General features: G+C 62.1%; 23 protein-coding genes and 3 CRISPR repeat arrays (1 of these 26 running past the window's edge). Of the genes, 20 read left to right on the plus strand and 3 right to left on the minus strand.

Annotated features, from left to right (window positions below; translation table 11 throughout):
- The first annotated feature begins 316 nt into the window (after positions 1-316).
- From NCS03_RS14025 to NCS03_RS14045, 5 genes are all read left to right on the plus strand, one after another.
- The gene (locus tag NCS03_RS14025; protein WP_008354186.1) at positions 317-469 is read left to right on the plus strand and encodes a hypothetical protein; all 153 of its coding nucleotides are present in this window, start codon (positions 317-319) and stop codon (positions 467-469) included.
- Positions 470-925: 456 nt separating this feature from the next.
- A complete protein-coding gene (locus tag NCS03_RS14030) occupies positions 926-2104 on the plus strand; it encodes a quaternary amine ABC transporter ATP-binding protein (protein WP_008354185.1) in 1179 nt (392 codons plus the stop codon).
- Positions 2097-2999, plus strand: a complete 903-nt coding sequence (gene choW / locus NCS03_RS14035) for a choline ABC transporter permease subunit (protein ID WP_008354184.1) — start codon at positions 2097-2099, stop codon at positions 2997-2999. Before NCS03_RS14030 ends, choW begins: the two co-directional genes overlap by 8 nt.
- Before the next feature lie 15 nt (positions 3000-3014).
- A complete protein-coding gene (locus NCS03_RS14040; RefSeq protein ID WP_008354182.1) occupies positions 3015-4007 on the plus strand; it encodes a GlxA family transcriptional regulator in 993 nt (330 codons plus the stop codon).
- Positions 4008-4101: 94 nt separating this feature from the next.
- On the plus strand, positions 4102-5037 hold the full coding sequence (locus tag NCS03_RS14045; RefSeq protein ID WP_033535840.1) for a choline ABC transporter substrate-binding protein: 936 nt from the start codon (positions 4102-4104) through the stop codon (positions 5035-5037).
- A 30-nt stretch (positions 5038-5067) separates the two neighbouring features.
- Here NCS03_RS14045 and NCS03_RS14050 read toward each other — a convergent pair whose 3' ends face one another.
- From NCS03_RS14050 to NCS03_RS14060, 3 genes are all read right to left on the minus strand, one after another.
- Positions 5068-5832, minus strand: a complete 765-nt coding sequence (locus tag NCS03_RS14050) for a class II aldolase/adducin family protein (RefSeq protein WP_008354180.1) — start codon at positions 5830-5832, stop codon at positions 5068-5070.
- A gap of 49 nt (positions 5833-5881) precedes the next feature.
- Entirely contained in the window at positions 5882-6970 is a 1089-nt protein-coding gene (locus NCS03_RS14055) for a GlxA family transcriptional regulator (RefSeq protein WP_175982375.1), read from the minus strand.
- Between the two features lie 137 nt (positions 6971-7107).
- Positions 7108-7422 (minus strand): hypothetical protein, encoded by a 315-nt coding sequence (locus NCS03_RS14060; RefSeq protein WP_033535841.1) that lies wholly within the window; start codon positions 7420-7422, stop codon positions 7108-7110.
- Between the two features lie 368 nt (positions 7423-7790).
- Between NCS03_RS14060 and NCS03_RS14065 the strand changes: the two genes are divergently transcribed.
- From NCS03_RS14065 to cas2e, 15 genes are all read left to right on the plus strand, one after another.
- Complete coding sequence (locus NCS03_RS14065) at positions 7791-9185, plus strand: L-serine ammonia-lyase (RefSeq protein WP_250529280.1); 1395 nt, start codon at positions 7791-7793, stop codon at positions 9183-9185.
- A gap of 31 nt (positions 9186-9216) precedes the next feature.
- Positions 9217-10461: a sarcosine oxidase subunit beta family protein gene (locus NCS03_RS14070; RefSeq protein ID WP_008354176.1), complete on the plus strand. Its 1245-nt coding sequence runs from the start codon at positions 9217-9219 to the stop codon at positions 10459-10461.
- A 20-nt stretch (positions 10462-10481) separates the two neighbouring features.
- Positions 10482-10781 carry a sarcosine oxidase subunit delta gene (locus tag NCS03_RS14075; RefSeq protein ID WP_175982376.1) on the plus strand — a complete coding sequence of 100 codons (300 nt, stop codon included), beginning with the start codon at positions 10482-10484 and terminating at the stop codon, positions 10779-10781.
- The gene (locus NCS03_RS14080; RefSeq protein WP_250529281.1) at positions 10778-13780 is read left to right on the plus strand and encodes a sarcosine oxidase subunit alpha family protein; all 3003 of its coding nucleotides are present in this window, start codon (positions 10778-10780) and stop codon (positions 13778-13780) included. Before NCS03_RS14075 ends, NCS03_RS14080 begins: the two co-directional genes overlap by 4 nt.
- Positions 13770-14423 (plus strand): sarcosine oxidase subunit gamma, encoded by a 654-nt coding sequence (locus NCS03_RS14085; RefSeq protein ID WP_008354173.1) that lies wholly within the window; start codon positions 13770-13772, stop codon positions 14421-14423. Before NCS03_RS14080 ends, NCS03_RS14085 begins: the two co-directional genes overlap by 11 nt.
- Positions 14420-14863, plus strand: a complete 444-nt coding sequence (locus NCS03_RS14090) for a dihydroneopterin aldolase (protein ID WP_250529282.1) — start codon at positions 14420-14422, stop codon at positions 14861-14863. Before NCS03_RS14085 ends, NCS03_RS14090 begins: the two co-directional genes overlap by 4 nt.
- The gene (locus NCS03_RS14095; RefSeq protein WP_008354170.1) at positions 14860-15126 is read left to right on the plus strand and encodes a hypothetical protein; all 267 of its coding nucleotides are present in this window, start codon (positions 14860-14862) and stop codon (positions 15124-15126) included. Before NCS03_RS14090 ends, NCS03_RS14095 begins: the two co-directional genes overlap by 4 nt.
- 117 nt (positions 15127-15243) lie before the next feature.
- Positions 15244-16003: a CRISPR direct-repeat array (repeat unit 28 nt; unit sequence GGTCTATCTCCGCGGACGCGGAGGAACC).
- A gap of 259 nt (positions 16004-16262) precedes the next feature.
- Entirely contained in the window at positions 16263-18926 is a 2664-nt protein-coding gene (gene cas3, locus NCS03_RS14100; RefSeq protein WP_250529283.1) for a CRISPR-associated helicase Cas3', read from the plus strand.
- Positions 18923-20524 (plus strand): type I-E CRISPR-associated protein Cse1/CasA, encoded by a 1602-nt coding sequence (locus NCS03_RS14105; protein ID WP_250529284.1) that lies wholly within the window; start codon positions 18923-18925, stop codon positions 20522-20524. The genes cas3 and NCS03_RS14105 overlap by 4 nt, the downstream gene beginning before the upstream one ends.
- Positions 20511-21086 carry a type I-E CRISPR-associated protein Cse2/CasB gene (casB, locus tag NCS03_RS14110; RefSeq protein ID WP_250529285.1) on the plus strand — a complete coding sequence of 192 codons (576 nt, stop codon included), beginning with the start codon at positions 20511-20513 and terminating at the stop codon, positions 21084-21086. The genes NCS03_RS14105 and casB overlap by 14 nt, the downstream gene beginning before the upstream one ends.
- Positions 21087-21153: 67 nt before the next feature.
- Complete coding sequence (gene cas7e / locus NCS03_RS14115) at positions 21154-22335, plus strand: type I-E CRISPR-associated protein Cas7/Cse4/CasC (protein WP_250529286.1); 1182 nt, start codon at positions 21154-21156, stop codon at positions 22333-22335.
- 1 nt (position 22336) lies between these two features.
- The gene (gene cas5e / locus NCS03_RS14120; protein ID WP_250529287.1) at positions 22337-23077 is read left to right on the plus strand and encodes a type I-E CRISPR-associated protein Cas5/CasD; all 741 of its coding nucleotides are present in this window, start codon (positions 22337-22339) and stop codon (positions 23075-23077) included.
- Entirely contained in the window at positions 23074-23841 is a 768-nt protein-coding gene (gene cas6e / locus NCS03_RS14125) for a type I-E CRISPR-associated protein Cas6/Cse3/CasE (protein WP_250529288.1), read from the plus strand. Before cas5e ends, cas6e begins: the two co-directional genes overlap by 4 nt.
- Before the next feature lie 16 nt (positions 23842-23857).
- Entirely contained in the window at positions 23858-24745 is an 888-nt protein-coding gene (gene cas1e, locus NCS03_RS14130; RefSeq protein ID WP_250529289.1) for a type I-E CRISPR-associated endonuclease Cas1e, read from the plus strand.
- Positions 24714-25019 carry a type I-E CRISPR-associated endoribonuclease Cas2e gene (gene cas2e / locus NCS03_RS14135; protein ID WP_250529290.1) on the plus strand — a complete coding sequence of 102 codons (306 nt, stop codon included), beginning with the start codon at positions 24714-24716 and terminating at the stop codon, positions 25017-25019. The genes cas1e and cas2e overlap by 32 nt, the downstream gene beginning before the upstream one ends.
- A gap of 86 nt (positions 25020-25105) precedes the next feature.
- Positions 25106-25500: direct repeats of the CRISPR family, unit length 28 nt; unit sequence GGTTCCTCCGCGCGCGCGGAGATAGACC.
- Between the two features lie 92 nt (positions 25501-25592).
- Positions 25593-25766: direct repeats of the CRISPR family, unit length 28 nt; unit sequence GGTTCCTCCGCGCGCGCGGAGATAGACC (it continues 281 nt past the right edge of the window).

Raw genomic sequence — 25766 nt, forward strand, 5'->3', positions numbered from 1 at the left:
CCAACCCCCGCAAAAAAAGCACCCGCGTCACCCCCACCATCCCCCCTCATCCTGGGCCCACTGAGACCCGCTGTCAGATCCGCGCGACCCGCGGTTGGGGGGGGGGGTGTCGCGCAGCTGCTCGTCCTCGGATCGGAATGCCGTCGTACAGGCCTCGCAGATCCGTCCCCGTTTCAAGGAGACGGCAAACCGGTAAGAATGTAGAAAAACTACCAAATTTCTTACCACGAAATGTTGCATTGCACTAGAAATCGGTTAGGGACAACCCTATAATCCTCTCTAAGGGAAAACCCTCTGTAACTAACCGGAGTCAGTCATGAGCTACCTCTTCGCCCTGCTGCAAAAATTTGCTTCGATGTTCGAATCGGCCCACCTGCCGATGGACAAAGACTACTCGTATCAAGCGCGTTTCCGTGAATCCGAGCGTCAGCGCAAGGCGCGCGGCACGGCTTTCGGCTTCCGCCTGTAATGCGCAGCTAACGGCGGCGCGGGAAACACAACACAAGCAACTTACGACGGCACGAGCCGTACGACCCGCCCGCCAGTTCTTCCGTTTTATGTAGTTTTTCTAGCAGTTTCACATCGCTTCGGCTTCGTGCCGGACGCATCCTTCTTCGCGCTTCCTGCGCGACGCCAGTCTTTTCTTTCTTTCGTATTGCTGACGCGCGGTTCGCAAGCCGCCTGCATCGCAAAAAGGCTTCGCGACTTGTTCATGCGCGACATGCCGAAAATCGCAAGATCGTTCGCTGCGCTTCCCGCAAACCCTTATCCAGCAAGGATTCGATTGACTGCTGGCACTTTCGCGCTTATTTCGGTGTCGTATTTCCACATGTGGTTGTCGCAAATAGTCGGCTGATGTGACTTTTTTCTGGCAACTATGTATGCACAGCGCGGACGCACGTCCGCACACGCCAGGAGATATTCGATGAATTCCCCCAAGGTGGTAGTCGAAGGACTGTGCAAGGTCTTCGGCAACAGTCCCAAACAGGCGCTGGACATGCTGGCCGGTGGTGCGACGAAGGAAGAGGTTTTCAAGCGCACCGGACAGATCGTCGGCGTCCATAACGTCTCCTTTGACGTCAAGGAAGGTGAGATTTTCGTGCTCATGGGCCTTTCCGGCTCGGGCAAATCCACGCTGATCCGGCTCATCAACCGGCTGGTCGAGCCGACGGCGGGCAAGGTGCTGATCGATGGCCGCGACGTGGCCGCCGTGCCGCGCTCCGAACTCACGTCCCTGCGGCGCAAGGACATGAGCATGGTGTTTCAGTCCTTCGCGCTGATGCCGCAGCGCACGGTTCTTTCCAACGCCGCATTCGGCCTCGAGGTCGCGGGCGTCGGCAAGAAGGAGCGCGAAGCGCGCGCCATGACCGTGCTGGAGCAGGTCGGCCTGGCTCCGTTCGCCCAAAAGTTACCTGCGCAACTATCGGGCGGCATGCAGCAGCGCGTGGGTCTCGCCCGCGCGCTTGCCGTGAATCCTTCGCTGATGATCATGGACGAAGCGTTCTCCGCGCTCGATCCGCTGAAGCGCAAGGAAATGCAGAACGTGCTGCTCGATCTGCAACGCGAGCAGCGCCGCACGATCCTGTTCGTGTCGCACGATCTCGAAGAGGCGATGCGCATCGGCACGCGCATCGCGATCATGGAAGGCGGCCGCGTGGTACAGATCGGCACGCCGCAGGAAATCATCACGAATCCCGCGGACGACTACGTGGAAGCGTTCTTCGAAGGCATCGACACGAGCCGCTATCTCACGGCCGGCGATCTGATGCAGACCGACGACGTGCCGCTCATCAAACATTCGCCGCAAATCGACGCATCGAGCGTCGCGGCGACGCTCAACGGCAGCGCCGACTACGCGTTCGTGCTCGACGCCGAGCGCCGCATCCGCGGTTTCGTCGGACGCGATGCGAACGGCAACGCCGCGCCGCGCATCAATCCGATCGAATGCATCGAGCGTCACGTCGCGCTCGACGAGGTCGTGAATCGCGTGGTCGCAAGTCCCGCCCCGCTGCCGGTCGTCGAAGCGGACGGTTCGTACTGCGGTTCGATCAACAAGACCAATGTCCTGAAGGTCCTTACGCACCATCGAGGTTCCCATGTCTGAAATCATCCCGCTTGGCAGTTGGGTGGACCACGGCGTCCACTATCTCCTCGATCACGACGCGAAGACCTTCGACTCCATCGGCAAGGTCATCGAAACATTCGCTGCGGCCGTCGAGCACGGCCTGCAGGCCATTCCGATGTGGGCGCTCATGGCGATCTTCGTCGGCATCGGCTTGTGGCGAGTGGGCTGGCGATTCGCCGTGTTCGTCCTCGCGTCGCTGTTGCTGATCTACGCGACGAACTTCTGGGATCAGATGGTCATCACGCTCGGCCTCACGCTGTCCTCGACATTCATCAGCTTGCTGCTCGGCATTCCGCTCGGCATCTGGACGTCGAAGAGCAAGTACGTCGAAATGGGCGTGCGCCCGGTGCTCGATCTGATGCAGACGATGCCCGCCTTCGTCTACCTGATTCCGGCCGCGATGCTGTTCGGTCTCGGCCGCGTGCCGGGGATTCTCGCAACCGTCATCTTCGCGATGCCGCCGGCCGTGCGCCTCACCGCGCTCGGCATCAAGCAGGTGAATCGCGAGATCGTCGAAGCCGGCCAGGCATTCGGCTGCACGCCGTTCCAGCTGCTCTACAAGGTGCAGATTCCGAACGCGCTGCCGTCGATCATGACCGGCGTGAACCAGACGATCATGATGGCGCTGTCGATGGTCATCATCGCGTCGATGGTCGGCGCGGGCGGTCTCGGCAACGACGTGCTCGCATCGATTCAGCGTCTGGATATCGGGCTTGGTTTCGAGAGCGGCTTGTCGGTGGTGTTGCTGGCGATCATCCTCGACCGCATCACCGAGAGCTTCGGACGAGCGCCCGGCATGGCACGCGCACCGCTCTTCGCCGGTCTGAAGAGCGTGATGAAAGTGCGCCGCGAGCCGGCGGCGCAACAAGGCTAACAAGGCACACGACCCATGAAGCGCGACGCGATCGTTCCGGCGGGTACCGAATCACCGTTGTCCAGTCTTTCGCGCTTCGGCTTTCTCACGCTGCCGAACTTCTCGATGATCGCGTTCACGAGCGCGGTCGAGGTGCTGCGCATGGCCAATTACGTCGGCCGCGCGCAGCACTACAGCTGGTCGATCATCACGCCGGACGGCGAGCCCGCGCGTGCGAGCAACGGCATCACCATCAAGCCGACGATGACGCTCGACGAAGCCGGCATGCCCGACGTGCTGATCGTCTGCGCGGGCTGGCATGTCGCCGATTATGTCGACGACAAGGTGATCGGTCTTCTGCAGCGCGCGCATGAAGCGGGCATTCCGCTCGGCGGAATCTGCACCGGGCCGTATGCGCTGCTCGCGGCGAAACTGCTCGATGGTTATCGCTGCACGCTGCACTGGGAAGACATGTCGCCGGTCAACAAGCGCTTTCCGCATGTGCGCTTCGCCGACGAGCTCTTCGTGATCGATCGCGACCGCCTGACGTGCACGGGCGGCACCGCGCCGCTCGACCTGATGCTCAATCTCGTCGGCATGCGGCTCGGGCAGGCGCATGCGGCGCAGGTGTCGGAGCAGTTCATCGTCGAGCGTATTCGAGGATCGACGGATTATCAGCACATTCCCGTCGATGCGCGCGTCGGCTTCTCGCGTGCGGAACTCGTCGAAGTGGTGCGGCTGATGGAGGCGAACATCGAAGAGCCGTTGTCGCTCGAAGAACTCGCGCGGCTCGTGCATCTGTCGCAGCGGCATTTGCAGCGCATGTTCAAGATGTTCCTCAACGTATCGCCGACGCATTACTACCTGACGTTGCGATTGCGTCGCGCACGCGAACTGTTGCGCAACACCGATGCGTCGATCGCGCGCGTGACGAGCATCTGCGGCTTCCATTCGCCGTGTCACTTCAGCAAGGCGTATCGCGCGCAGTTCGGACATGCGCCGAGCGTCGAGCGGCGATTATCGGCCTGACTTTTTCTTTTTCTTTTTTGGCCGCGCGGGCTTCGTATGAAAGCCTCGCGTGCGGGCCGCGTCATGCCTTGAAAATAACTTCGGAGAGAGATCGATGAAACGATTGTGGATCGCGGCAGCTTTGCTATCTGGTTTGTCGGGAGCGTATGCAGCCGAGCCTGCCGCGTGCAGGAACGTGCGCTTTGCGGATGTCGGCTGGACGGATATCGCCGCGACCACCGGACTTGCATCGACCGTTCTTCAGGGCTTGGGCTACAACCCGACGAAGACGATCGCGTCCGTGCCGATCACGTTCGCGGGCGTGAAGAGCAAGCAGATCGACGTGTTCCTCGGCTACTGGTCGCCGACGATGGACCCGATGATCGATTCGTTCAGGAAAGCGAATCAAGTGAAGGTCTTGCCGACGCCGAACTTGACGGGCGCGAAGTACACGCTCGCGGTGCCGGATTATGCGTATCAGGCGGGCATCAAGAACTTCAACGACATCGCGAAGAACTACGACAAGCTCGACGGCAAGATCTACGGCATCGAACCGGGCAACGACGGCAATGCGCTCATCAAGAAGATGATCGACAACAACCTGTACGGGCTCGGCAAGTTCAAGCTCGTGGAATCGAGCGAGGCGGGCATGCTCGTGGAAGTGAATCGCGCGATTCGCGACAAGAAGCCGATCGTGTTCCTCGGCTGGGAGCCGCATCCGATGAACGTGCAGATGAAGATCGACTATCTCGCGGGCGGCGACGATGTCTTCGGCCCGAACTATGGCGAAGCAAAAGTGCTGACCGTCACGCCGACGGATTACGACACGCGCTGTCCGAATGTCGCGAAGCTCGTGTCCAACCTGCAGTTCACGACGGATATCGAGAACCACGTGATGCTGCCGATCATGAACAAGACGGATGCGAACAAGGCGGCGCGCGAATGGCTGAAGGCGAATCCGGCGGTGCTCGATAAATGGCTTGCAGGCGTAAAGACGTTCGACGGGAAGGATGGGTTGCCGGCAGTGAAGGCGTATGTCGCCGGCAACTGAAAACTGACGCAGTGATTCAACGAAGGCGCGTCAGGTCCGATAATCCGGCTTCGCGCCTTCGATCATTCTCAACGCCGCTTGCCACTGCAACGCCATGATTCCATCGGCTTCATCGCGCCGATATTGCTCCGCAGTCAACTCGCAAACCCTCTGCGACGGCAGATTCAATTCCGCATTGCCCGCCAGCGCGCGAATCTGAATCTCGCAAGCGCGTTCAAGAAAGTACATTTCCTGGAACGCTTCCGGAATGGACTTTCCGCACGACAATAACCCGTGATTCTTCAGGATCATCGCGTTATGCGAGCCGAGATCGTTGACGAGGCGATCGCGCTCCGCGAGGTCCAGCGCAATGCCTTCATAGTCGTGATACGCGATATGTCCGTAATACTTCAACGCATGCTGACTGATCGGCAATAAGCCCTGTTTTTGCGCCGATACCGCCGCGCCCGCCGCCGTATGCGTATGCACGACGCAAAACACATCGGGCCGTGCCATGTGAATCGCGGAGTGAATCGTGAAGCCCGCCGGATTCACGAGATATCGCGCGGGATCATCGCGTGCGCCCGCTTCGACCGGCCGCCCTTCATGATCGATCTTCACGAGATCCGATGCGCGCATCTCGTCGAAAAGCACGCCATAACGGTTGATCAGAAAGTGATGATCGGTGCCCGGCACGCGCGCGCTGATGTGCGTGAAGATCATGTCGGTCCAGCGAAAATGCCCGATCACGCGATACAGCGCCGCAAGATCACAGCGCACTTTCCATTCTTCCTGCGAGTATCCGTGAGTCTCCATGCCGTTCCTCCTTGGTTTGATGAGCCGCGGAAAACGTATTCAGATCCTGCTAGATTGCCTGCGCGCGGCCCGGGAAAGTTTCGTCGTAGTCCATTGCGTGATTTGCATCCGGCGCATCCGGCGCGCCGCCCTGCTCGCGATACATCATCGGCGGCAGGCCGAATTGCTTGCGGAATTCGCGGCCCAGATGCGATGCGTCGGAAAAGCCGCAACTCGATGCGATATCGGCGACCGTCTTGTCCGAACTCGTCAGCAGCCACGCCGCCGTGCGCAGCCGCACCTGCTTCGCATACGCCTGCGGCGCCTTGCCCGTCTCCGCCTTGAATAACCGTTCGAGTTGCCGCGTCGAAAGATCGAGCTTGTGCGCGAGTTCATCGAGCGTAAGCGAACGGCCGACGTGCTGCTCCATCAGCAGGATCGCACGTTTTACTTTCGGATGCGTCGCGGGCGCGAGACCCGGCGGATGCGGCTGCGGCGCGTTGCCCTTCTGCATGTCATCGACGAGCAGGATGCGCAGCGCCTTTTGCACCGTCGCCGTTTCGAAGTGACGCAGCAGAATGGCGGCGGCGACATCGATCGATGCGCGCCCGCCCGAACACGTAATGCGCCTTCTGTCGATGACAAAGAGCCGGTCCGCAACGAGCGATTGCTCATCCGCGTGCGGGAATCGCTCGACGAAGTCCCAATAATGAAACCAGCTCACGCAGATGCGATGGCCTTCGAGCACGCCCGCGCGCATCAGCGAGAACACGCCGGTGCACATGCCGACGAGCGTTGCATTCGAGGCAGCCGCGCGGCGGATGAACTGCAGCGTCGCATCGCTCGTCGCGGGGCCGGAATGCAGCAGGCCGCCGACGACGACGACGTAATCGAAAGGCTCGGCCTGATCGTAGGTTTCCCACGGCGTGATCTGTATGCCGCAACTCGCGCGAACGGGCGCGAGCGTCTCGCCGATCACGCTCCACGAGCAGCGCACCGGTCGGCTGAAATCGCCTTCATCGGCGGAAAGGCGCAGCAGATCGACGAAACCGGAGAACGCGGTCAGCGTGAAATTCGGCAGCAGGATGATGCCGAAGCGGATGCGCGATTTCGATTGACCGTCGACAGACGACGGCGGAAGAGATTCTGCGGCGTTCATGCGGGAGACATGCGGCTGGACGTTATCCAGCGAGCATATCACTCGGCCGCGAGCATCGGGCGTGCGTCAGAAATGGAACGCGGCCGGCGTCGTGTGACGCCGGCCGCGCAAATAACCATGAATCGAAGCGGTGCGCTTCAGCCGCCGAGCACCGCGAAGCCCCAGGCGAAAGCGCCGCCGATGAGCGCGCCCGCCGCGCGGCCGAGCACGCTCGCGATCGTGTAATCGGCCCAACGCTGTTCGACTTCGGCCTTCAACACGCCGAAGTAGCGCAGGGCGGGATCGATCGAGCAGAGCAGCATCAGCGCGATCCAGACGGGCACCTGACGCGTGAGCACGCGATCGACGGCGAGCAGATCGACTGCCTGAAGCGTGCCGACGACAGCCACGCTGATAAGGAAAGCGAGAATCCAGGATTTGAAGAACTGGTCGGGTAAGGCGTGAGTTTCCATCGATGCGAACCGGATAAGCAAGAAAAGGCGGAAAGGACGAGTGATCCGAAACCTATAGGCGTGGCTCACCTCAAGACCTAGGGAATATACCGATGCCTGTCGGCGCGACGCTTCGGACCAGTCTCAAAAATGCGGGATGTGCAACGAAGATGCGCAAAAACGCGCCGGGCGCGAAATGCTCTGTTACGCGCCGTCGCGCTTGCGTCGCCGGGCCTGAAATCATCGGAAAACCGACGTCGTCCACGCGCGAAAAACGGCGCTGACGCCGCGATCCCATTTCGATGGCGTTTTTGTTCTATCGGGTCTTTTCTGGGTTTGGTGCAATGAGCGCCATACCGGAACATCTCGCCAACCCAAGGGACACGCCAATGAACGTCAGCGTCTTCGATCTGTTCAAGATCGGCATCGGACCGTCGAGCTCGCATACCGTCGGGCCGATGATCGCGGCGTGCCGCTTCGCGTCGCATATCGAAGACGCCAATCTGCTCGCCTTCGTCACGCGCGTGCGCGCCGAGCTGTTCGGCTCGCTCGGCGCGACCGGCAAAGGCCACGGCACCGACAAGGCCGTGCTGCTCGGCCTCGAAGGGAATCTGCCCGATCTCATCGATCCGGACGTCATCGCGCCGCGTCTCGCGGAAATCCGCGCGACGAAGCGCCTGAAGCTGCTCGGCAAGCACGATGTGATGTTCGAGGAGCGCGAGCATATCGGCTTCTATCGCAAGCTGATGCCGGGCGCGCCGGGATCGAGCATCGTGCATCCGAACGGCATGCGCTTTCAGGCGTTCGACGAGAACGGCCAGCTTCTCGTCGAGAAGGAGTATTACTCGGTCGGCGGCGGCTTCGTCGTGAATCGCGAAGGCGATCGCGTGAACGGCTTGCGCGCGGCCAATACGGTGCCGTATCCGTTTCGCACCGGCGACGATCTCATGCGCGTCTGTAAGGAGACAGGTCTGTCTATCGCCGACGTGACCATGCAAAACGAATGCGCGAATCGCAGCGAATCCGAAGTCCGCGAAGGCATGCTCGCGGTGTGGCGCGTGATGGCCGCGTGCGTGGAGCGCGGCTGCAAGGAGCGCGGCGAGCTGCCCGGTCCGATGCAAGTCAAGCGCCGCGCCGCCGATCTGTCCGCGTCGCTGCGGTCGCGCTCGGAAGAGTCGCTGCGCGACCCGCTGTCGATGCTCGACTGGGTCAATCTCTATGCGATGGCCGTCAACGAAGAGAACGCGGCGGGCGGCCGCGTCGTCACCGCGCCGACCAATGGCGCGGCCGGCGTGATTCCCGCCGTGCTGCATTACTACGTGAAGTTCATGCACGGCTCGAACGATGACGGCATCGTGCGCTTCCTTCTGACAGCCGCGGCCATCGGCATCATCTACAAGGAAACGGCGTCGATCTCGGGCGCGGAAGTGGGTTGTCAGGGCGAAGTCGGCGTCGCCTGTTCGATGGCCGCCGCCGCGCTCGCCGCCGTCATGGGCGGCACGCCCGCGCAAGTCGAAAACGCCGCGGAAATCGGCATGGAACACAACCTCGGCATGACGTGCGACCCCGTTGGCGGCCTCGTGCAGATTCCGTGCATCGAGCGCAATGCGATGGGCGCGATCAAGGCGATCAACGCCGCGCGCATGGCGATGAAGGGCGACGGCAAGCATTACGTGTCGCTCGATTCGGTCATCAAGACGATGCGCGAAACCGGCGCGGACATGAAGACGAAATACAAGGAGACGTCGCGCGGTGGCCTCGCCGTGAACGTCATCGAATGCTGAATTCAGGACCCCACGAAGGAAGAGAAACACCATGAGCCGCTATTCCATCTTCAGCCTCTTACGCAACGGCATGTCGTATCACGAGAACTGGGAGCGCCAGTGGCGAAGTCCCGAGCCGAAGCGCGAGTACGACGTGGTGATCGTCGGCGGCGGCGGTCATGGTCTCGCGACCGCGTATTACCTCGCGAAGGAGCACGGCATCACGAACGTCGCGATTCTCGAGAAGGGCTGGATCGGCGGCGGCAATACCGCGCGCAACACGACCATCGTGCGCTCGAACTATCTGTGGGATGAATCGGCGGCGTTGTACGAAAAAGCGATGAAGCTGTGGGAGGGCCTCTCGCAAGACCTCAACTACAACGTGATGTTCTCGCAGCGCGGGGTGATGAATCTCGCGCATACGCTGCAGGACGTGCGCGATACCGAGCGCCGCGTGAACGCGAACCGTCTCAACGGCGTCGATGCCGAGTTCCTCACGCCGCAGCAGATCAAGGAAATCGAGCCGACGATCAATCTCAACAGCCGCTATCCGGTGCTGGGCGCGTCGATTCAGCGTCGCGGCGGCGTCGCGCGTCACGATGCGGTCGCGTGGGGCTTCGCGCGCGGCGCGGATCGCGCGGGCGTCGACATCATCCAGAACTGCCAGGTCGTGGGCATTCGCCGCGACGGCAGTCAGGTGACGGGCGTCGATACGACGAAGGGTTTCATCAAGGCGAAGAAGGTCGCGGTCGTCACGGCGGGCAACACGACGACGCTCGCCGACATGGCCGGCGTGCGCCTGCCGCTCGAAAGCCATCCGTTGCAGGCGCTCGTGTCGGAGCCGATCAAGCCGGTCGTGAACACGGTCGTGATGTCGAACGCAGTGCATGCGTACATCAGCCAGTCCGACAAGGGCGACCTCGTGATCGGCGCGGGCGTCGATCAATACACGGGCTTCGGTCAGCGCGGCAGCTTTCACATCATCGAAGGCACGCTGGAAGCGATCGTCGAGATGTTCCCCGTGTTCTCGCGCGTGCGGATGAATCGTCAGTGGGGCGGCATCGTCGACGTATCGCCGGATGCGTGCCCGATCATCTCCAAGACCGACGTGAAGGGTCTGTACTTCAACTGCGGATGGGGCACGGGCGGCTTCAAGGCGACGCCGGGTTCGGGTTGGGCCTACGCGCACACGATCGCGAAGGACGAGCCGCATCCGCTGAACGCGCCGTTCTCGCTGGATCGTTTCTATACCGGTCATCTGATCGACGAACACGGCGCGGCTGCCGTGGCCCACTAATCGCATTAGGAGCGAAAAACATGTTGCTGATCGAATGCCCCTGGTGCGGGCCGCGCGCCGAAACCGAATTTTCCTGCGGCGGCGAAGCGGATATCGCGCGCCCGCTCGACACCGAAAAGCTCTCCGACCGCGAGTGGGGCGACTACCTCTTCATGCGCAAGAATCCGCGCGGCGTGCATCGCGAGCAATGGAATCATGCGCAAGGCTGCCGCCGCTGGTTCAAGGTGCAGCGCGATACGGTTTCATATGAAATTCAAGGCTACGAGACGTTCGACCGTCCGCTGGCTGTGATGCATGACAACGGAGGCACGTCGAAATGAGCCAGAAAGACCGACTCGGCATGGGCGGGCGCATCAATCGTGCGATTCCCGTCACCTTCACGTTCAACGGCAAGACGTATCAGGGCTTCGAAGGCGATACGCTCGCGTCCGCGCTGCTCGCGAACGGCGAGCGCTTCGTCGCGCGCAGCTGGAAGTATCACCGTCCGCGCGGGATCATCACGGCGGGCGTCGAAGAGCCGAACGCAATCGTGCAACTCGAAACCGGCGCGTACACCGTGCCGAATGCGCGCGCTACCGAAGTCGAGCTGTATCAAGGGCTCGTCGCGCAGAGCGTGAACGCGAAGCCGAACATCGAAAACGATCGCATGGCGGTCAATCAGAAGATCGCGCGCTTCATTCCCGCAGGCTTCTACTACAAGACGTTCATGTGGCCGCGCAAGTTGTGGCCGAAATACGAGGAAGTGATTCGCGATGCAGCGGGTCTCGGCGAAGCGCCGAAGCAACTCGATGCCGATCGCTACGACAAGTGCTTCGCGCATTGCGACGTGCTCGTGATCGGCGGCGGACCTTCGGGTCTCGCGGCGGCGCATGCGGCGGGTTTGTCGGGCGCGCGCGTGATTCTCGTCGACGATCAGCGCGAACTCGGCGGATCGCTTCTGTCGTGCCGCGCGGAGATCGACGGCAAGCCCGCGCTGCAATGGGTGCAGAAAATCGAAGGCGAACTGCGCAAGATGCCCGATGTGAAGGTTCTTTCGCGCAGCACGGCGTTCGGTTATCAGGATCACAACCTCGTCACGGTCACGCAGCGTCTGACGGAACATCTGCCGGTATCGCGCCGCAGCGGCACGCGCGAACTGATGTGGAAAGTGCGCGCGAAACGCGTCGTGCTCGCGACCGGCGCGCACGAGCGCCCGATCGTTTTCGGCAACAACGATCTGCCGGGCATCATGCTGGCGTCGGCGGTGTCGACGTATCTGCATCGCTATGCGGTGATGCCGGGCCGCAACGCCGTTGTGTTCACCAACAACGACGACGCATATCAATGCGCGCTCGATCTGAAGGCGGCGGGCGCGGATGTGACCGTCGTCGATCCGCGTCCGGCCGAATCGAAGGGCACGTTGCCCGCGGCCGCGCGACGCTACGGCGTGCGCGTGCTGAACAACGCGGTCATCACGGCTGCGCGCGGCAAGCTGCGGGTTGCATCGGTTGAAGTGGCTTCGTACGACAAAGGCCAGGTCGGTCAGAAGCAGACAGACTTGCCATGCGATCTCGTCGCGATGTCGGGGGGTTGGAGCCCCGTGCTGCATCTCTTCGCGCAATCGGGCGGCAAGGCGCACTGGCACGAAGAGAAAGCGTGCTTCGTGCCGGGCAAGGCGATGCAACTGGAGAGCAGCGTCGGCGCATGCGCGGGCGAGTTCTCGCTGTCGCGCGGCATTCGCCTCGGCGCGGATGCGGGCGCGGAAGCGGCGCGCGCCGCGGGTCATATCGTCGTGAAGCCGGCTGCCGTGCAAGTCGCTGAAATCGTCGAAGCGCCGATGTTGCCGCTGTGGATCGTCGGCAACAAGGAATTGTCGACGCGCGGTCCGAAGCAATTCGTCGACTTCCAGAACGACGTGTCGGCGGCCGACATCTATCTTGCGGCGCGCGAAGGCTTCGAATCGGTCGAGCACGTCAAGCGTTATACGGCGATGGGCTTCGGCACCGATCAGGGCAAGCTCGGCAACATCAACGGCATGGCGATTCTCGCGCAAGCCTTGGGCAAGACGATTCCCGAGACCGGCACGACGACGTTCCGCCCGAATTACACCCCTGTCACTTTCGGCACGTTCGCGGGCCGCGAGCTGGGCGAGTTTCTCGATCCGGTGCGCAAGACCGCGATCCACGAATGGCACGTCGAGAACGGCGCGATGTTCGAGGATGTGGGCAACTGGAAGCGTCCCTGGTACTACCCGAAGGCGGGCGAGGACATGCACGCGGCGGTCGCGCGCGAGTCGCTCGCGGTGCGTCAGAGCGTCGGCATTCTCGATGCATCGACGCTCGGCAAGATCGACATTCAAGGCCCCGATTCGGCGAAGCTCCTGAACTGGATGTACACGAATCCGTGGAGCAAGCTCGAAGTCGGCAAGTGCCGTTACGGGCTGATGCTCGACGAGAACGGCATGATCTTCGACGATGGCGTCACGGTGCGTCTCGGCGAACAGCATTACATGATGACGACGACCACCGGCGGCGCGGCGCGCGTGCTGACGTGGCTCGAACGCTGGCTGCAGACCGAATGGCCCGACATGCGCGTGCGTCTCGCATCGGTGACGGATCACTGGGCGACGTTCGCGGTCGTCGGACCGAACAGCCGCAAGGTGCTGCAGAAAGTGTGTCACGACATCGACTACGCGAACGCGGCGTTCCCGTTCATGAGCTATCGCGATGGCACGGTGGCGGGCGCATCGGCGCGCGTGATGCGGATCAGCTTCTCGGGCGAGCTCGCGTATGAAGTGAACGTGCCCGCGAATGTCGGACGCGCGGTGTGGGAAGCGCTGATGCTCGCGGGCGCTGAATTCGACATTACGCCGTACGGCACGGAAACGATGCACGTGCTGCGCGCGGAGAAGGGCTACATCATCGTCGGCCAGGATACGGACGGCTCGATGACGCCTTACGACCTCGGCATGGGCGGGCTTGTCGCGAAGTCCAAGGACTTCATCGGCAAGCGCTCGCTCACGCGTTCGGACACTGCAAAACAAGGGCGAAAGCAGTTCGTCGGCCTGCTCACCGATGATCCTTCGTTCGTGCTGCCGGAAGGCGCGCAGATCGTCGCGGGACCGTTTCAGGGCGATACCGCGCCGATGCTCGGACACGTCACGTCGAGCTATTACAGCCCTATTTTGAAGCGCTCGATTGCGTTGGCCGTCGTGAAGGGCGGTCTGGAGAAGATCGGCGAATCGGTCATGATTCCGCTCGCGAACGGCAAGCGGGTCAACGCAAAAATCACCAGTTCGGTGTTCTACGACAGCGAAGGAGCACGTCAGCATGTTGAATGAGATCAAAGGTTCCTCGACGGTCGTCGATCGCGCAATCAGCGGACAGGGTGTGTGGCAGGAGTCTCCGCTCGTCGGCGCGGATGCGTTGATGAAGACGCATCAGTCGGGCTCGCCGAAAGCGTTTCGTCTGGCCGAGCGGCCGTTCCTCGAACTCGTGAACGTGCGTGGCGATACGCGCGATCCGGCGTTCGCGAAGGCGGTGCAGAGCGTGATCGGCTGCACGCCGCCCGAGAAGGCGAACACTATTGCGCGCGGCAACGGTTATACGATGCTGTGGCTCGGTCCCGATGAATGGCTCGTGCATTCGGATACGGCGCACGATGCATCGCGTCCCGCGCCGCTCGAAGCGAAACTGCGCGACGCGTTCGTCGGACAGTTCTCGGCGGCGGTGGATATCGGCAGCGGTTATACGGTGCTCGAAATCGACGGACCGAAGACGCGTGAGGTGCTTTCGCGCGGTTGTCCGCTCGATCTGCATCCGAAGGTTTTCGGCGAAGGACAATGCGCGCAGAGCCATTACTTCAAGGCATCGCTTACGCTCGTGCCGCTGGGCGGCGATCGCTTCGAGATAATCGTGCGCCGCAGCTTCGCCGATTACTTCGTGAAGATGATGCTCGACGCCGCCGCGCCGTTGCTCTCATGAAGCCGTTCGAACCGCTTGCCGCGGGTGGCCTGGGCTGGCGCGTGATCGTCGATGAGTTGGTCGTGAAGACGCGCGTCGGCTTGTATGAGCATGAGCATGAAGGGCCGCAGCCCGTGTGCATCGATGCGAGCCTGCGTTATCGCGGCATGCCGCATGAATCGGACGATGGTCTCATTGATTACGAGGCGTGGTGCAATCGCGTGAGCGCGTTTCTTGAAGGGAAGGCGCATACGCGCTTGCTGGAGACGCTCGCGGTGGAGATCGCCGCGTTGTCGTTCGAAGAGTGGCCGGCGCTGGATGCGCTTACTTTGGTGCTGCACAAGCCGAAGATTCGTGAGGGCACGAAGCGGCTTGGGCTTGAACTCGACTGGCGTCGGGCGGATTTCGATGCTTGGCGGTTGCGCGTCGATGCGTGGGATGCGGCTGTAGTCCGGCGATGAACGCGTCGCGTGATTCGGCTGCGCAGCTCTCCGAACGTGCATGCAAGAAGCATGATGCGGATGCGGCGCTTAAGCTGCTGGATCGAAGTATCGCGCTGAAGCATCGGCGGATTGCGTTGATTCGGTATCTGCATGCGCAGTATCTCGATGCGCCGTTAGAGGCCAGGCATCATGAGTATGTGAGGGTCGTGGCGGCGCGGTTGAGCGCGGAGGCGGTGGTTAGGGTGGTGGAGGCGGCTAGGGGGAGGTTTGGGGGGAGTTGAAGCTCCGCGGGGGCGGAGGAATGACTTTGATGTTTTTGCCGTAGTTGTTCGGCATGGGGATATCTCCGCGAGGGCGGAGGAACACGAAGATCGAGCCGTGCGCGGTTCGTAAGGTCGGGTCTATCTTCGCGCACGCGGAGGAACTGCTGCCTGATACTGCCGGTAGAAAGGCTGGATGGGTCTGTCTCCGCGCACGCGGAGAAACCCGAATGCCGATCATTTTCGCGTAATGCGCTTTCGGTCTATCTCCGCGGACGCGGAGGAACCCGCGAGCAGACCGAGGAACACATCACCGATTACGGTCTATCCCCGCGGACGCGGAGGAACCGAACCTTGTGCCGCCTCCATCACCGCGCGGCACGGTCTATCTCCGCGGACGCGGAGGAACCGAGGGAACGCTCACGCCCGAGGCTCAGGCAAGGGGTCTATCTCCGCGGACGCGGAGGAACCCCGAGGCAGCGCAGCAATATGCAGGCTCGGGAACGTCTATCTCCGCGGACGCGGAGGAACCAGTCCGCGCGCGTCGCCGACGATTCGCTGTGCGGGTCTATCTCCGCGGACGCGGAGGAGCCCAGGGCAGGAGCCCCAATATTTCCAAGCGTGGAGGTCTATCTCCGCGGACGCGGAGGAACCTGCAGATACCACGCGGGCCACGCGATATTCGCGGGTCTATCTCCGCGGACGCGGAGGAACCAGATTGCCGGCGGCCGTTCCCTCTGTGGCTTGGGGTCTATCTCCGCGGACGCGGAGGAACCCTTTGGGAAAGCGGCGGTGCGCGCCGATGTACGGGTCTATCTCCGCGGACGCGGAGGAACCGTTCGCATCTAGACGGTTGCAGATGCGCTCGACGGTCTATCTCCGCGGACGCGGAGGAACCTCTACACACTATCTTCATGATTTGAAAGAACAAACGACCGATTCGTTGTCTCGAGCCGACCGAGCCGCGGAGAGTATGGCTATCAGTCCTGCTGCTGTCAAACGTCGGATTTTCGAACGGAATGTTCTGCGGTAACGCTGTTCGGTCGCGCAGCAAAGAATTAAGCCAATTCGTATGGCGGCGAAAGCAAATCTTCCGTAAAAGATAGGTATCCAAAATAAATGACGAACGCGCAAAGAATACTTATCGGCGGCAGCACATGCAAACCGAGGCCACCAAAAACGATACCTGCATCGCGTGGGGCAAGCGGCCGCGCGACGGCGACGAGCACTCGCCATTTCATCCGCTATGCGATCACATGCTGGATGTGGCCGCATGTTTCATGGCAATTGCGCGGTGCGGGCGAATCCGCGATGCTTTGACGTCGACCGCTGGCCGAGCATTGAGCGAGCAGGACATCGAGCGGCTTGCCGCGCTCACTTATCTGCATGACGTTGGTAAAGCCAACAGCGGCTTTCAGGCGAAGCGCTGGAAGGGCCCGGCACCGCGCGAATGGCCGCAGAAGGCGGGACATGGCTCCGAAGCACTCTACGCGTTCAGCTGCGATGAAGCACTGCTTGCAGGATTGCCCATCGAGGCGATGTCGAACTGGGCGGGCGGCGTCGATGAGCTCTTGCATGCAAGCCTCGGCCACCACGGTCGTCCCATCCCCGAGCCAAAAGGAGTCGACCCGCTGATATGGCGTCCCGTGCGCGACGCTTCGGGGCACGAAATCTACCGTCCCGCAAACGCGCTGAAGCAAATCGGCGATGCGTTGCGTCGGCATTTCCCACTCGCGTTTGCTTCGGGCGGTGAACCGCTGCCGTCCACGCCGTCGTTCGTTCATCTGTTTGCGGGTCTCGTGCAACTGGCCGATTGGCTAGGCTCCGATACGCGTTTCTTCGAGTACAGCGAACCGGGCTCCGCCCGAACGCTGCAAGCCGCACTTGAGCGCGCGTCGAGAGCCGTGGGCGCAATCGGATTGGAAACATCGGCACTGCGCGCACAGTTGATCCGAGATGGATTCTCTTTCCAGTCCGCCTTCGGCATAGAAGCGCCGCACGCCACTCAAAGCGCGTTAGGCGAGGAAGGACTCGGTCCACTTCTCGTACTCGAATCTGAAACCGGCAGCGGCAAGACGGAAGCGGCGCTCTGGCGCTTCGCGAAGCTCTTCGAGGCGGGCAAGGTCGATTCGCTTTACTTCGCGCTGCCTACGCGCGTGGCCGCCACGCAGGTCTATGAGCGTGTCCGCAAGTTCGTCGCGCGTCTCTGGCCAACGTATGCGCCGGTCACTGTGAGCGCCTTGCCGGGCTATGAAAGCGCGGATGGCAATGAAAAGTCGGCGTTGCCGGACTTCAAGGTCTTATGGTCCGATCATCCCGACGAAACCAAGGCGCATCAGCGCTGGGCAGCCGAGTCGTCGAAGCGCTTTCTCGCGGCGACGATCGCCGTCGGCACCATCGACCAGGCTTTGCTCGCGGCCCTGCAAGTGCGACATGCCCATCTGCGTCATGCAGCACTTTGCCGGTCCTTGCTGGTCGTCGATGAAGTCCACGCGTCCGATACCTACATGTCGCAAGTGCTCGAACAACTCCTGGAAGCCCATCGTACAACGGGCGGACATGCTCTGCTGCTGTCCGCGACGCTCGGTTCAAGCCAGCGCGCGCGGTTCCAGAGCATTGCAAACGGCGGCAAGCATGTCAGCGCGCCGGGGATCGAAACAGCCGCGGATGCGGAGTACCCAGCGCTAACGGACGGTACGAGCATCAAGAAATTGCGGGCGTCGGGCGAGCCCAAGACGATCCACTGGCAAACCCTCAACGCAATCGACGACCATGCGCGCGTCGCCCGACTCGCCTTCGACGCCGCGAAACAAGGTGCGCGCGTGCTCATCGTCCGCAATACGGTTCCAGCCGCGATCGCGACGCAAAAGGCGGTAGAAGCATTGGTGAACGCATCCGGCGATCGCGCATGGCTATTCGATATCGATGGCGTGCCGACGCTGCATCACAGTCGCTTTAGCCGACAGGACCGACCGCGTCTCGATGCGCGCGTCGAGGAACGCATGGGCAAGATCCGCAATGGCGTCCACGCGTGCATTGTTGTCGGCACACAGACGCTCGAACAAAGTCTCGATATCGACGCGGACATGCTCATCACGGATATCTGTCCGATGGACGTGCTGTTGCAGCGCATCGGCCGTCTGCATCGTCACAAGCGCGAAGGGAAAGATCGAAGGCCGGATGGCTTCGAGCGGGCTCGCGCATGGGTGCTGATACCCGAGAGCGGTTCCTTCGAAGCGTGCCTCGACGCCCCGCGCAATGGTCTTGGACGGCTGAAAAATGGCGGAGGCGTCTATCCCGATCTGCGCATGATCGAAGCGACGCGTCGTCTTATCTCCGAGAAGCCGAGCCGTATGATTCCGCTCGAGAATCGCGAACTGGTCGAACGCGCGACGCATCCCGATTGCCTGCGTTCGATACAACAGGAGCTTGGTGCAGCTTGGGAGCAACAGGCGCAGCAACTCGAAGGCGGCAAGGGTGCGGAGCGAACCATCGCGCGGCTTCATGCGCTTCCCTACGACGCGGCTTTCGCCAAGCTCGCATTCCCAGAAGGCGAAGAACGCATTGCAACGCGTCTCGGCGCGGTTGACAAGCTCGTGGAATTCGACCCACCCGAACTCGGACCCTTTGGCGAAGACGTGCGTCAAATCGCGATGCGCTTTCACATGCTGCCGAACGGGCTTGACGCGGACGCCACGCCAATTTCCATCATCGTCGCGACGACGGCGGTTTCGAGTTTGACTTGGGCGCGGCGCGTTATTCGTATAGGCGGTTCGGCGTCGAGAAGATCGGCCCACGCAAGAGTTGACGGCTTTCCATGACCATCCAATTCAGTTTGCTGGATCACGCGCTGATTCGCTATCGCACCAGCCACGGACAGGAACGGCACGCGACGTTGCCAGAACTATTCGTCGCGTTCAATCATGACGAAGTGTGTGCATTTCCCGCGCTGCGTCCACATCAACGACATCCGTGGCATGCGTTTCTTGTGCAACTCGCGGCCATCGCGCTTTACAACGCGAATCGAAAGACACCGTTCGCAACCGCCGCCGACTGGCGCGCAGCCCTGCTTGCTTTGACGCCGGACGATGGCGACGGCGCAGCGTTCGCGCTCGTGACACCGGACGATCGTCCCGCATTCATGCAGCCGCCGTGCGGACGCGGAACGTCGCTTACGTGGAAGAAGCGAATCGCAACGCCGGATGCGCTCGATATGCTGGTGACATCGAGAAATCACGATCTGAAAGGCCATCGCATGCTTCATGCGGAGGCGGAGGACTGGATCTATGCGCTCGTCAGCTTGCAGACGCAAGAGGGCTTTCTTGGCGCGGGCAACTACGGCATATCGCGAATGAACGGCGGCTTCGCCAGTCGCCCCGCGGTCGGTGTGGTACCGGTCGGGCGATGGGGAAAGCGCTGGACGCGCGATGTGCAGGTACTGCTTCGGAACCGCGAGGCAATCGTCAAGGAACACGCGCTGAAGGAAAACGGCGGCGTCGCACTCGTGTGGCTTCAGCGTTGGGAGGGCGACAGCAGTCTCTCGTTCTCCGAACTCGATCCCTTCTACATCGAAGTTTGCCGGCGCGTCCGATTGCAGGTCCAGCACGATGCGCTCAACGCGATCGCCACGGGCAGCAAGGTCGTGCGTATCGCTGCGAACGAACGTTGCGGCGTGACTGGCGACGCGTGGACGCCGATCAATGTAGTCGAGGGCAAGGCGCTTTCGATCACCCCGCGGGGTTTCGACTACAAGCTCGCGACCAAGCTCGCGTTCTCGACCAAATACAAGCCGACTATCGCGCGGGAGTTATTGGAAGACGACGGGAAAGAAGGGCTGTTCATTCTCGCGCAAGGCATCGCGCGCGGTAAGGGAAAGACCGAGGGATATCACGAACGGCGCATTCCCATCCGGGAGAAGACGCGTGGCTTGCTGCTGCGGCAAGAAAGCAATGTGATCGAAGAAGCGGCGGAAGAGCGCATCCGGGCAATCGATGACGTCCGCAAGACGCTTTGGGGCGCCTTGTGCGCGCTCTTGGGCAACGGCGACCAGAACGTCAGCGATGACACGAAGAACAAAGCCAACCATTTCGCGAGAGCGTTCGAGCAGGGCGAAGACCGCCGTTTCTTCGACGATCTCAGCAACGAGATCGAAGCCGCCGATGGAGAAGCGGAGCACGACCAATGGCTCCTCGCACTCGTCGATCGTGCCGCGGCGGTGCTGGAGCAGGCATTCGTCGCGGGCCCGCGCAGCGCGGAACGTGTCTATCGCGCGCGCGGTGCGGCGCTCTCGCGTTTTCATCTCGGGTTGCGGTTCGGAAAGGCGCCGCCGCGAATCGCTCGCGTGTTGAAGCAGCGCGATGAAGCACGCAGAGCGACGCAACCCGAATCGTTCGAGGAGGTTTTAGATGAATCAAATTGACGGCATTGCGCGAGAAGGATCGCGTGTCTTCGGCTACCAGGCGCAAGCGCTCGCCCGTTTCATCGATGCGGGCAAACAAGGCGAAGGCGCCTTGAAAGCGGACTACGTCGCGCTCAAGCGTCTCAATCCGGATGCCGATGCGCTGACCGTGCAGCAGATCGCGGCGCTCACGCGCGCATTGCATCGTGCGAAGGTGGACTGCCAGCAAATGAGCGTCGAGCGCTGGAAGCGGTGGGCCGTGATTGTGAACGGCATCGCGCTGACGGGCCACCACGTCCCGGAGAATGGCGAGGAAAAGGTGAACGCGCGATTCGGCGTTCAATTGCGGCGCGCGCATGTGTCCGATGCTCGCGTGACGAGGCTATTCAACTCGCGCGGCGACGCATTCTTCCCGCTCTTGCAGCGCGTTCTTCGCTTGATGGAAAGCAGGAAGGTCAAGCCGAACTGGGCTGATCTTGGCACGTTCGTCCTCAATGAGAGCGCGGAGGATTCCAGGGGAAAACGCCGCGCGGAAGCGTTGCGCATCAGGTTCGTTCATGACCACGCGAGCGCCAAAGCTTGACGCTCAAACAAGCCACGACCGCCAATCGCCCGATCACGCCCACTCAATCAGCAACAGAAGGACGAACATGACTCAGCCGCGCTTCATTCAGATTCACACGCTGCAAAGCTACTCTGCCGCGCTTCTCAACCGTGACGATGCAGGACTCGCCAAACGTCTCCCGGTGGGCGATGCCATCCGCACGCGCATTTCGTCGCAGTGTCTCAAACGTCACTGGCGCATGGCGGACGATCATCATTCGCTCGCGCGGCTCGGCGTACCGATGGCGATTCGCTCGCGCATCACGCTAACGATGATTCGCGACGAGCTGATCAAGTTGAACGTCCCTGAGAATCTCGCTCAGACCGCAGCCGAAACGTTGCGTGACGCGGGCCTGCTTGATAAGGGCGGCAAGAAACTCAAAGGAAAGGATGCGCTGGAAACCGGTCAGGCTGTATTGCTTGGTAAGGCGGAAATCGACTATCTGGTGCAGCGTTGCACGTCGCTGACGCAGGAATGTCCGGACGAAAAGGCTTTGACGTCAGCGGTCGAGCGTTTCTTGAAGGACGAGAAGTCGAATATCGAAGCGCTCAAGCACGGCAGCGGTCTGGAAGCGTCGCTCTTCGGCCGCATGGTCACATCGGATGTGCTTGCATCGCGGGATGCCGCCGTGTACGTCGCGCACGCGTTCACTGTCCACGAAGCTCAGGTCGAGAACGACTATTTCACCGTCGTCGACGATCTGCTGCGCGAGACCGGCGAACGCGGCTCCGCGGGCATCTTCGACACGGAGCTTGCGTCGGGTCTTTACTACGGCTATGTGGTCGTGGATGTGCCGCAGCTCGTCGCGAATCTCGAAGGCATCGGCATTGCCGAGTGCTTCGACGCGCATCCCGAGCGGCGTGAACTGGCGGGACGGGTCGTCGACAGCCTGTTGCATCTGATCGCGACCGTCAGTCCAGGCGCGAAGCGCGGATCGACCGCGCCGTTCGGTCACGCGAGCCTGATGCTTGTCGAAACGGGCGATTGGCAGCCGCGCAGTCTCGCGGGCGCGTTCGAAACGGCCTTGAAGCTGAAGGGCGGAAACATCCGCGAGCAAGCGATCAGGCAACTCGCGCGGGAAATCGAAAAGCACGATGCGGCGTATGGCGCACCGCTGGATCGGCGGTATCTCGCGCTCGACGACGAAACGCCGATGCCGAAGGCCCAACGTCTGTCGCTCGTCGAACTTGGCAAGTGGGTACAGAATCGCATCGTCGAAGGAGCTTGAGATGCCGCGACATCTGCTGATGCGCTTGCGCGCTCCACTCGTGTCGTTCGGTGGCGAAACGATCGACAGTCACGGCGTGATCCGTGACTTCCCGGCTTTGTCGATGGTGACGGGGCTGATCGCCAATGCGCTCGGCTACGATCGCAGCGACTTCCCTTCGCACGACCGCTTGCAGGCGCGCCTGGTGATGGGCACGCGGCTCGACGCCAGCGGCGCGCGGCTTGTCGATTTTCAGACGGCGCAGCTCGGCAAACGCGACGAGGCATGGACGACGCGCGGCGCGCCCGAGACGCGTCGGGGCGACGAGGATTCGTACAAGAGCCCACACTTGCGCCATCGCGAGTATCACGCGGGACTCGATGCGCTCGTCGCCATCCGGCTCGAACCCGCGGACGAGCAACCGGCGCTCGATGACATTGCTGATGCGCTCGATCGACCGAAGCGTCCGCTTTTCATCGGCCGAAAGCCTTGTCTGCCGACGACGCGCGTGTTCGTCGACATGATCGACGCCGATGATCTGCTCGACGCGCTCAAACGTGCGCCCGCGTCCGAACTGTGCGATTTCCGCTTTCAGTTGCCCGAAGGCCAAGGCGCATTTCAACACTACCAATCGCTCGACGTCTGCGACGAACGCAACTGGAAAACCGGCGTGCACGGTGGATGGCGGCGCGTGCTCGAAGGCAGCGAGCCGCAAGTGATTGCCTCGGGAAGCCAAATGAATTCGTCGGAACGAGCCGCATGACAACGTTCAATCTGATGCACTGTCAGCCCGATCCGCGCAAGTTCGTGTTGTGGGCTTCACGGCAAGGCGGGCTGCCGGCGGGCGGCGATTTCGGCTACGCATTGCATGCGGCGCTCCATCGCGTGTTCGGCGAACGCGTGCCGAAGCCCTTTTACTATCGCGATGCACGCGCTGGTCTGCTCGCCTATACGCAAAGTTCAGCCGAAGAACTGCGCGAGGCCGTTGCGTTGTGCGCGGCGCCCGATCTGGCGGATGCGCTCGGCCTCGACGCAGGGCCGAGAAGTCCCGGTCTCGGCGTGCGCGCGTTTCCGCTGCGATGGGACGGGGGCCGCGCGCTGGGTTTCGAAGTCCGCGTGCGGCCGATGCGTCGTTTCAAGAAGGACGACCGAAAGCACGGGACCGAGCGCGATGCGTATCGCGAGCCCGAAGCGCGGAGGGAGGACGAAAAAGATCTGACACGCGAGGCTGTCTATGTGCGATGGCTCGCCGAGCAATTCGGGGCGACCGGAGCCGCGAAACTGATCGAAGCGCGCATGACGCGTTTTCAACTCACGCCCGTGATGCGGCTGACCCAAGCGACAAGCCAACCACCCGCCGGACGACGCCAGCCGCGCACGAGCATCGGTCCGGATGCTACGTTCAGCGGTCATCTGCGCGTCGAGGACACGGAGGCGTTCGCGCGATTGCTGATGCGCGGCGTCGGGCGTCATCGCGCGTTCGGGTTCGGGATGTTGCTGCTCAAGCCGGCGTCGGTTTCGGTGTGAGTCGCGCGAGAAGGCCGTGCTGAAGGGCCGGCTCGGACTCGATACATCGCGCGTTCCGCACGCGGATCGACATGGCCTTTTGTGGCTCGAACGCGGCGAGCTGAACGTGATCGACGGATGTCTGCACTTCACGAGCGGACAGCACGTTGATCAGATTCCGCATCAGTCGGTGTCGATGATTCTGCTCGGTCCCGGCAGCAGCGTGACGCACGATGCGCTGCGTCTGCTCGCGCGTCACGGTACGTTGCTCGCGGCGGTTGGCGTCGATGGCGTGCGTACTTACACCGCGCCGCCTTTGATGCCGGACCGTTCGAGCGTCGCGCGGCGGCAGGCGGAGTTGTGGGGCAATTCCCGACGGCGTCTGAGCGTCGCGCGGCATATGTACGCGTTGCGTTTGGGCGAGGTGCTGCCGCATCGCGATCTCGATACGCTGCGCGGCATCGAGGGCGCGCGGGTCAAGACCATCTATCGGCTGCGGGCGCAGCAGTTTGGCATCGAGTGGGACGGACGTCGTTACGACCGCGCGAATCCCGAGGCCGCCGATCTGCCCAATCAGGCGATCAATCATGCGGCGACGGCGGTGCAGGCGGCGGCTGCCATCGCCGTGCAGGCGCTTGCGGCGATACCGCAGCTCGGGTTCATTCACCAGGATTCGGGGCAAGCGTTCGTGCTCGATATCGCCGATCTTTTTCGCGATGACATCACGCTTTCGATCGCATTCGCCGCTGCTAAAGAGGCCGGACGGAGCGATCACACCATCGACCGACTCGTGCGGCGCGAGGCGCCGCGCGTCTTTCGGAAGAAGGCTGTCATTCCCGCGATGATCGATCGCGTGAAGCAGGTGCTGCGTCTGGATGAGACGCTGGAGGACAATGATGGCGCTGGTCGTGGTGGTGACGTCTGACGTCGCGGACCGGTTTCGCGGGTTTCTGGCGTCGGTGATGCTGGAGGTGTCGGCGGGTGTCTATGTGGCGCCGCGCATGAACAAGGGCGTTCGCGAGAGAACGTGGTCGGTGCTTGCCGAGTGGCATGGACATGAGCCGCGCGGTAGCGTCGTGATGGTTTGGCGGGATTTGGATGCGGCCGGCGGCATCGGGATCGCGCATCTTGGTGAGCCGCCGCGCGAGCTTGTCGATGTTGATGGGATGTATGTCGTGCGGCGGATGTTGGCGGGGTAGGGGCGTTTTGTTCTTTGAAAATTAGGGATTTGAGAATGGATCGGTTTGGGGGATTCCTCTTTGGGATCATGGTGTTACGAGGCAGAGGTTCCTCCGCGCGCGCGGAGATAGACCCCATATGGCGGTGTATCTCGGTGAAGGCGTGATGGTTCCTCCGCGCGCGCGGAGATAGACCCTCGTGCAGGCCGGCGTGGTCACGCCGACGCAGGGTTCCTCCGCGCGCGCGGAGATAGACCTGATCCGCATCGCAAGCCACATCTGCTCACGCTGGTTCCTCCGCGCGCGCGGAGATAGACCCGATCTTTAAGAGTGCTAGAGCGCGGAGACCCGGGTTCCTCCGCGCGCGCGGAGATAGACCCGAGCGCACCGCTAAGGCAAATGGAGACCGACAGGTTCCTCCGCGCGCGCGGAGATAGACCCTGCTTCTGGAAGAAGGAAGCGGTCGAAATCCTGGTTCCTCCGCGCGCGCGGAGATAGACCCCTGAAGAAGATCCAGACCATCGCGCGTGGCACGGGTTCCTCCGCGCGCGGAGATAGACCCTCGGGTGCGCGCTTCTTCGCGCGCTGGCGCAAGGTTCCTCCGCGCGCGCGGAGATAGACCGAAGAAGGGAAGCGCGCGCGCCTCGCTTGTGGCGGTTCCTCCGCGCGCGCGGAGATAGACCTCAACAGGGCTGCGTCAGGAAGCTGTTTCGGAGGGTTCCTCCGCGCGCGCGGAGATAGACCCTATGAAGCGATTATTGAAGGCTT

The organism is Caballeronia sp. ATUFL_F1_KS4A, from assembly GCF_023630905.1.
GTDB lineage: Bacteria > Pseudomonadota > Gammaproteobacteria > Burkholderiales > Burkholderiaceae > Caballeronia > Caballeronia zhejiangensis.

What these genes read in the sequence shown, in the direction of transcription:
- NCS03_RS14025 (WP_008354186.1), top strand. Translation starts at nt 317, where the DNA reads ATGAGCTACCTCTTCGCCCTGCTGCAAAAATTTGCTTCGATGTTCGAA.
- NCS03_RS14030 (WP_008354185.1), top strand. Translation starts at nt 926, where the DNA reads ATGAATTCCCCCAAGGTGGTAGTCGAAGGACTGTGCAAGGTCTTCGGC.
- choW (WP_008354184.1), top strand. Translation starts at nt 2,097, where the DNA reads ATGTCTGAAATCATCCCGCTTGGCAGTTGGGTGGACCACGGCGTCCAC.
- NCS03_RS14040 (WP_008354182.1), top strand. Translation starts at nt 3,015, where the DNA reads ATGAAGCGCGACGCGATCGTTCCGGCGGGTACCGAATCACCGTTGTCC.
- NCS03_RS14045 (WP_033535840.1), top strand. Translation starts at nt 4,102, where the DNA reads ATGAAACGATTGTGGATCGCGGCAGCTTTGCTATCTGGTTTGTCGGGA.
- NCS03_RS14050 (WP_008354180.1), bottom strand. Translation starts at nt 5,832, where the DNA reads ATGGAGACTCACGGATACTCGCAGGAAGAATGGAAAGTGCGCTGTGAT.
- NCS03_RS14055 (WP_175982375.1), bottom strand. Translation starts at nt 6,970, where the DNA reads ATGAACGCCGCAGAATCTCTTCCGCCGTCGTCTGTCGACGGTCAATCG.
- NCS03_RS14060 (WP_033535841.1), bottom strand. Translation starts at nt 7,422, where the DNA reads ATGGAAACTCACGCCTTACCCGACCAGTTCTTCAAATCCTGGATTCTC.
- NCS03_RS14065 (WP_250529280.1), top strand. Translation starts at nt 7,791, where the DNA reads ATGAACGTCAGCGTCTTCGATCTGTTCAAGATCGGCATCGGACCGTCG.
- NCS03_RS14070 (WP_008354176.1), top strand. Translation starts at nt 9,217, where the DNA reads ATGAGCCGCTATTCCATCTTCAGCCTCTTACGCAACGGCATGTCGTAT.
- NCS03_RS14075 (WP_175982376.1), top strand. Translation starts at nt 10,482, where the DNA reads ATGTTGCTGATCGAATGCCCCTGGTGCGGGCCGCGCGCCGAAACCGAA.
- NCS03_RS14080 (WP_250529281.1), top strand. Translation starts at nt 10,778, where the DNA reads ATGAGCCAGAAAGACCGACTCGGCATGGGCGGGCGCATCAATCGTGCG.
- NCS03_RS14085 (WP_008354173.1), top strand. Translation starts at nt 13,770, where the DNA reads ATGTTGAATGAGATCAAAGGTTCCTCGACGGTCGTCGATCGCGCAATC.
- NCS03_RS14090 (WP_250529282.1), top strand. Translation starts at nt 14,420, where the DNA reads ATGAAGCCGTTCGAACCGCTTGCCGCGGGTGGCCTGGGCTGGCGCGTG.
- NCS03_RS14095 (WP_008354170.1), top strand. Translation starts at nt 14,860, where the DNA reads ATGAACGCGTCGCGTGATTCGGCTGCGCAGCTCTCCGAACGTGCATGC.
- cas3 (WP_250529283.1), top strand. Translation starts at nt 16,263, where the DNA reads ATGCAAACCGAGGCCACCAAAAACGATACCTGCATCGCGTGGGGCAAG.
- NCS03_RS14105 (WP_250529284.1), top strand. Translation starts at nt 18,923, where the DNA reads ATGACCATCCAATTCAGTTTGCTGGATCACGCGCTGATTCGCTATCGC.
- casB (WP_250529285.1), top strand. Translation starts at nt 20,511, where the DNA reads ATGAATCAAATTGACGGCATTGCGCGAGAAGGATCGCGTGTCTTCGGC.
- cas7e (WP_250529286.1), top strand. Translation starts at nt 21,154, where the DNA reads ATGACTCAGCCGCGCTTCATTCAGATTCACACGCTGCAAAGCTACTCT.
- cas5e (WP_250529287.1), top strand. Translation starts at nt 22,337, where the DNA reads ATGCCGCGACATCTGCTGATGCGCTTGCGCGCTCCACTCGTGTCGTTC.
- cas6e (WP_250529288.1), top strand. Translation starts at nt 23,074, where the DNA reads ATGACAACGTTCAATCTGATGCACTGTCAGCCCGATCCGCGCAAGTTC.
- cas2e (WP_250529290.1), top strand. Translation starts at nt 24,714, where the DNA reads ATGATGGCGCTGGTCGTGGTGGTGACGTCTGACGTCGCGGACCGGTTT.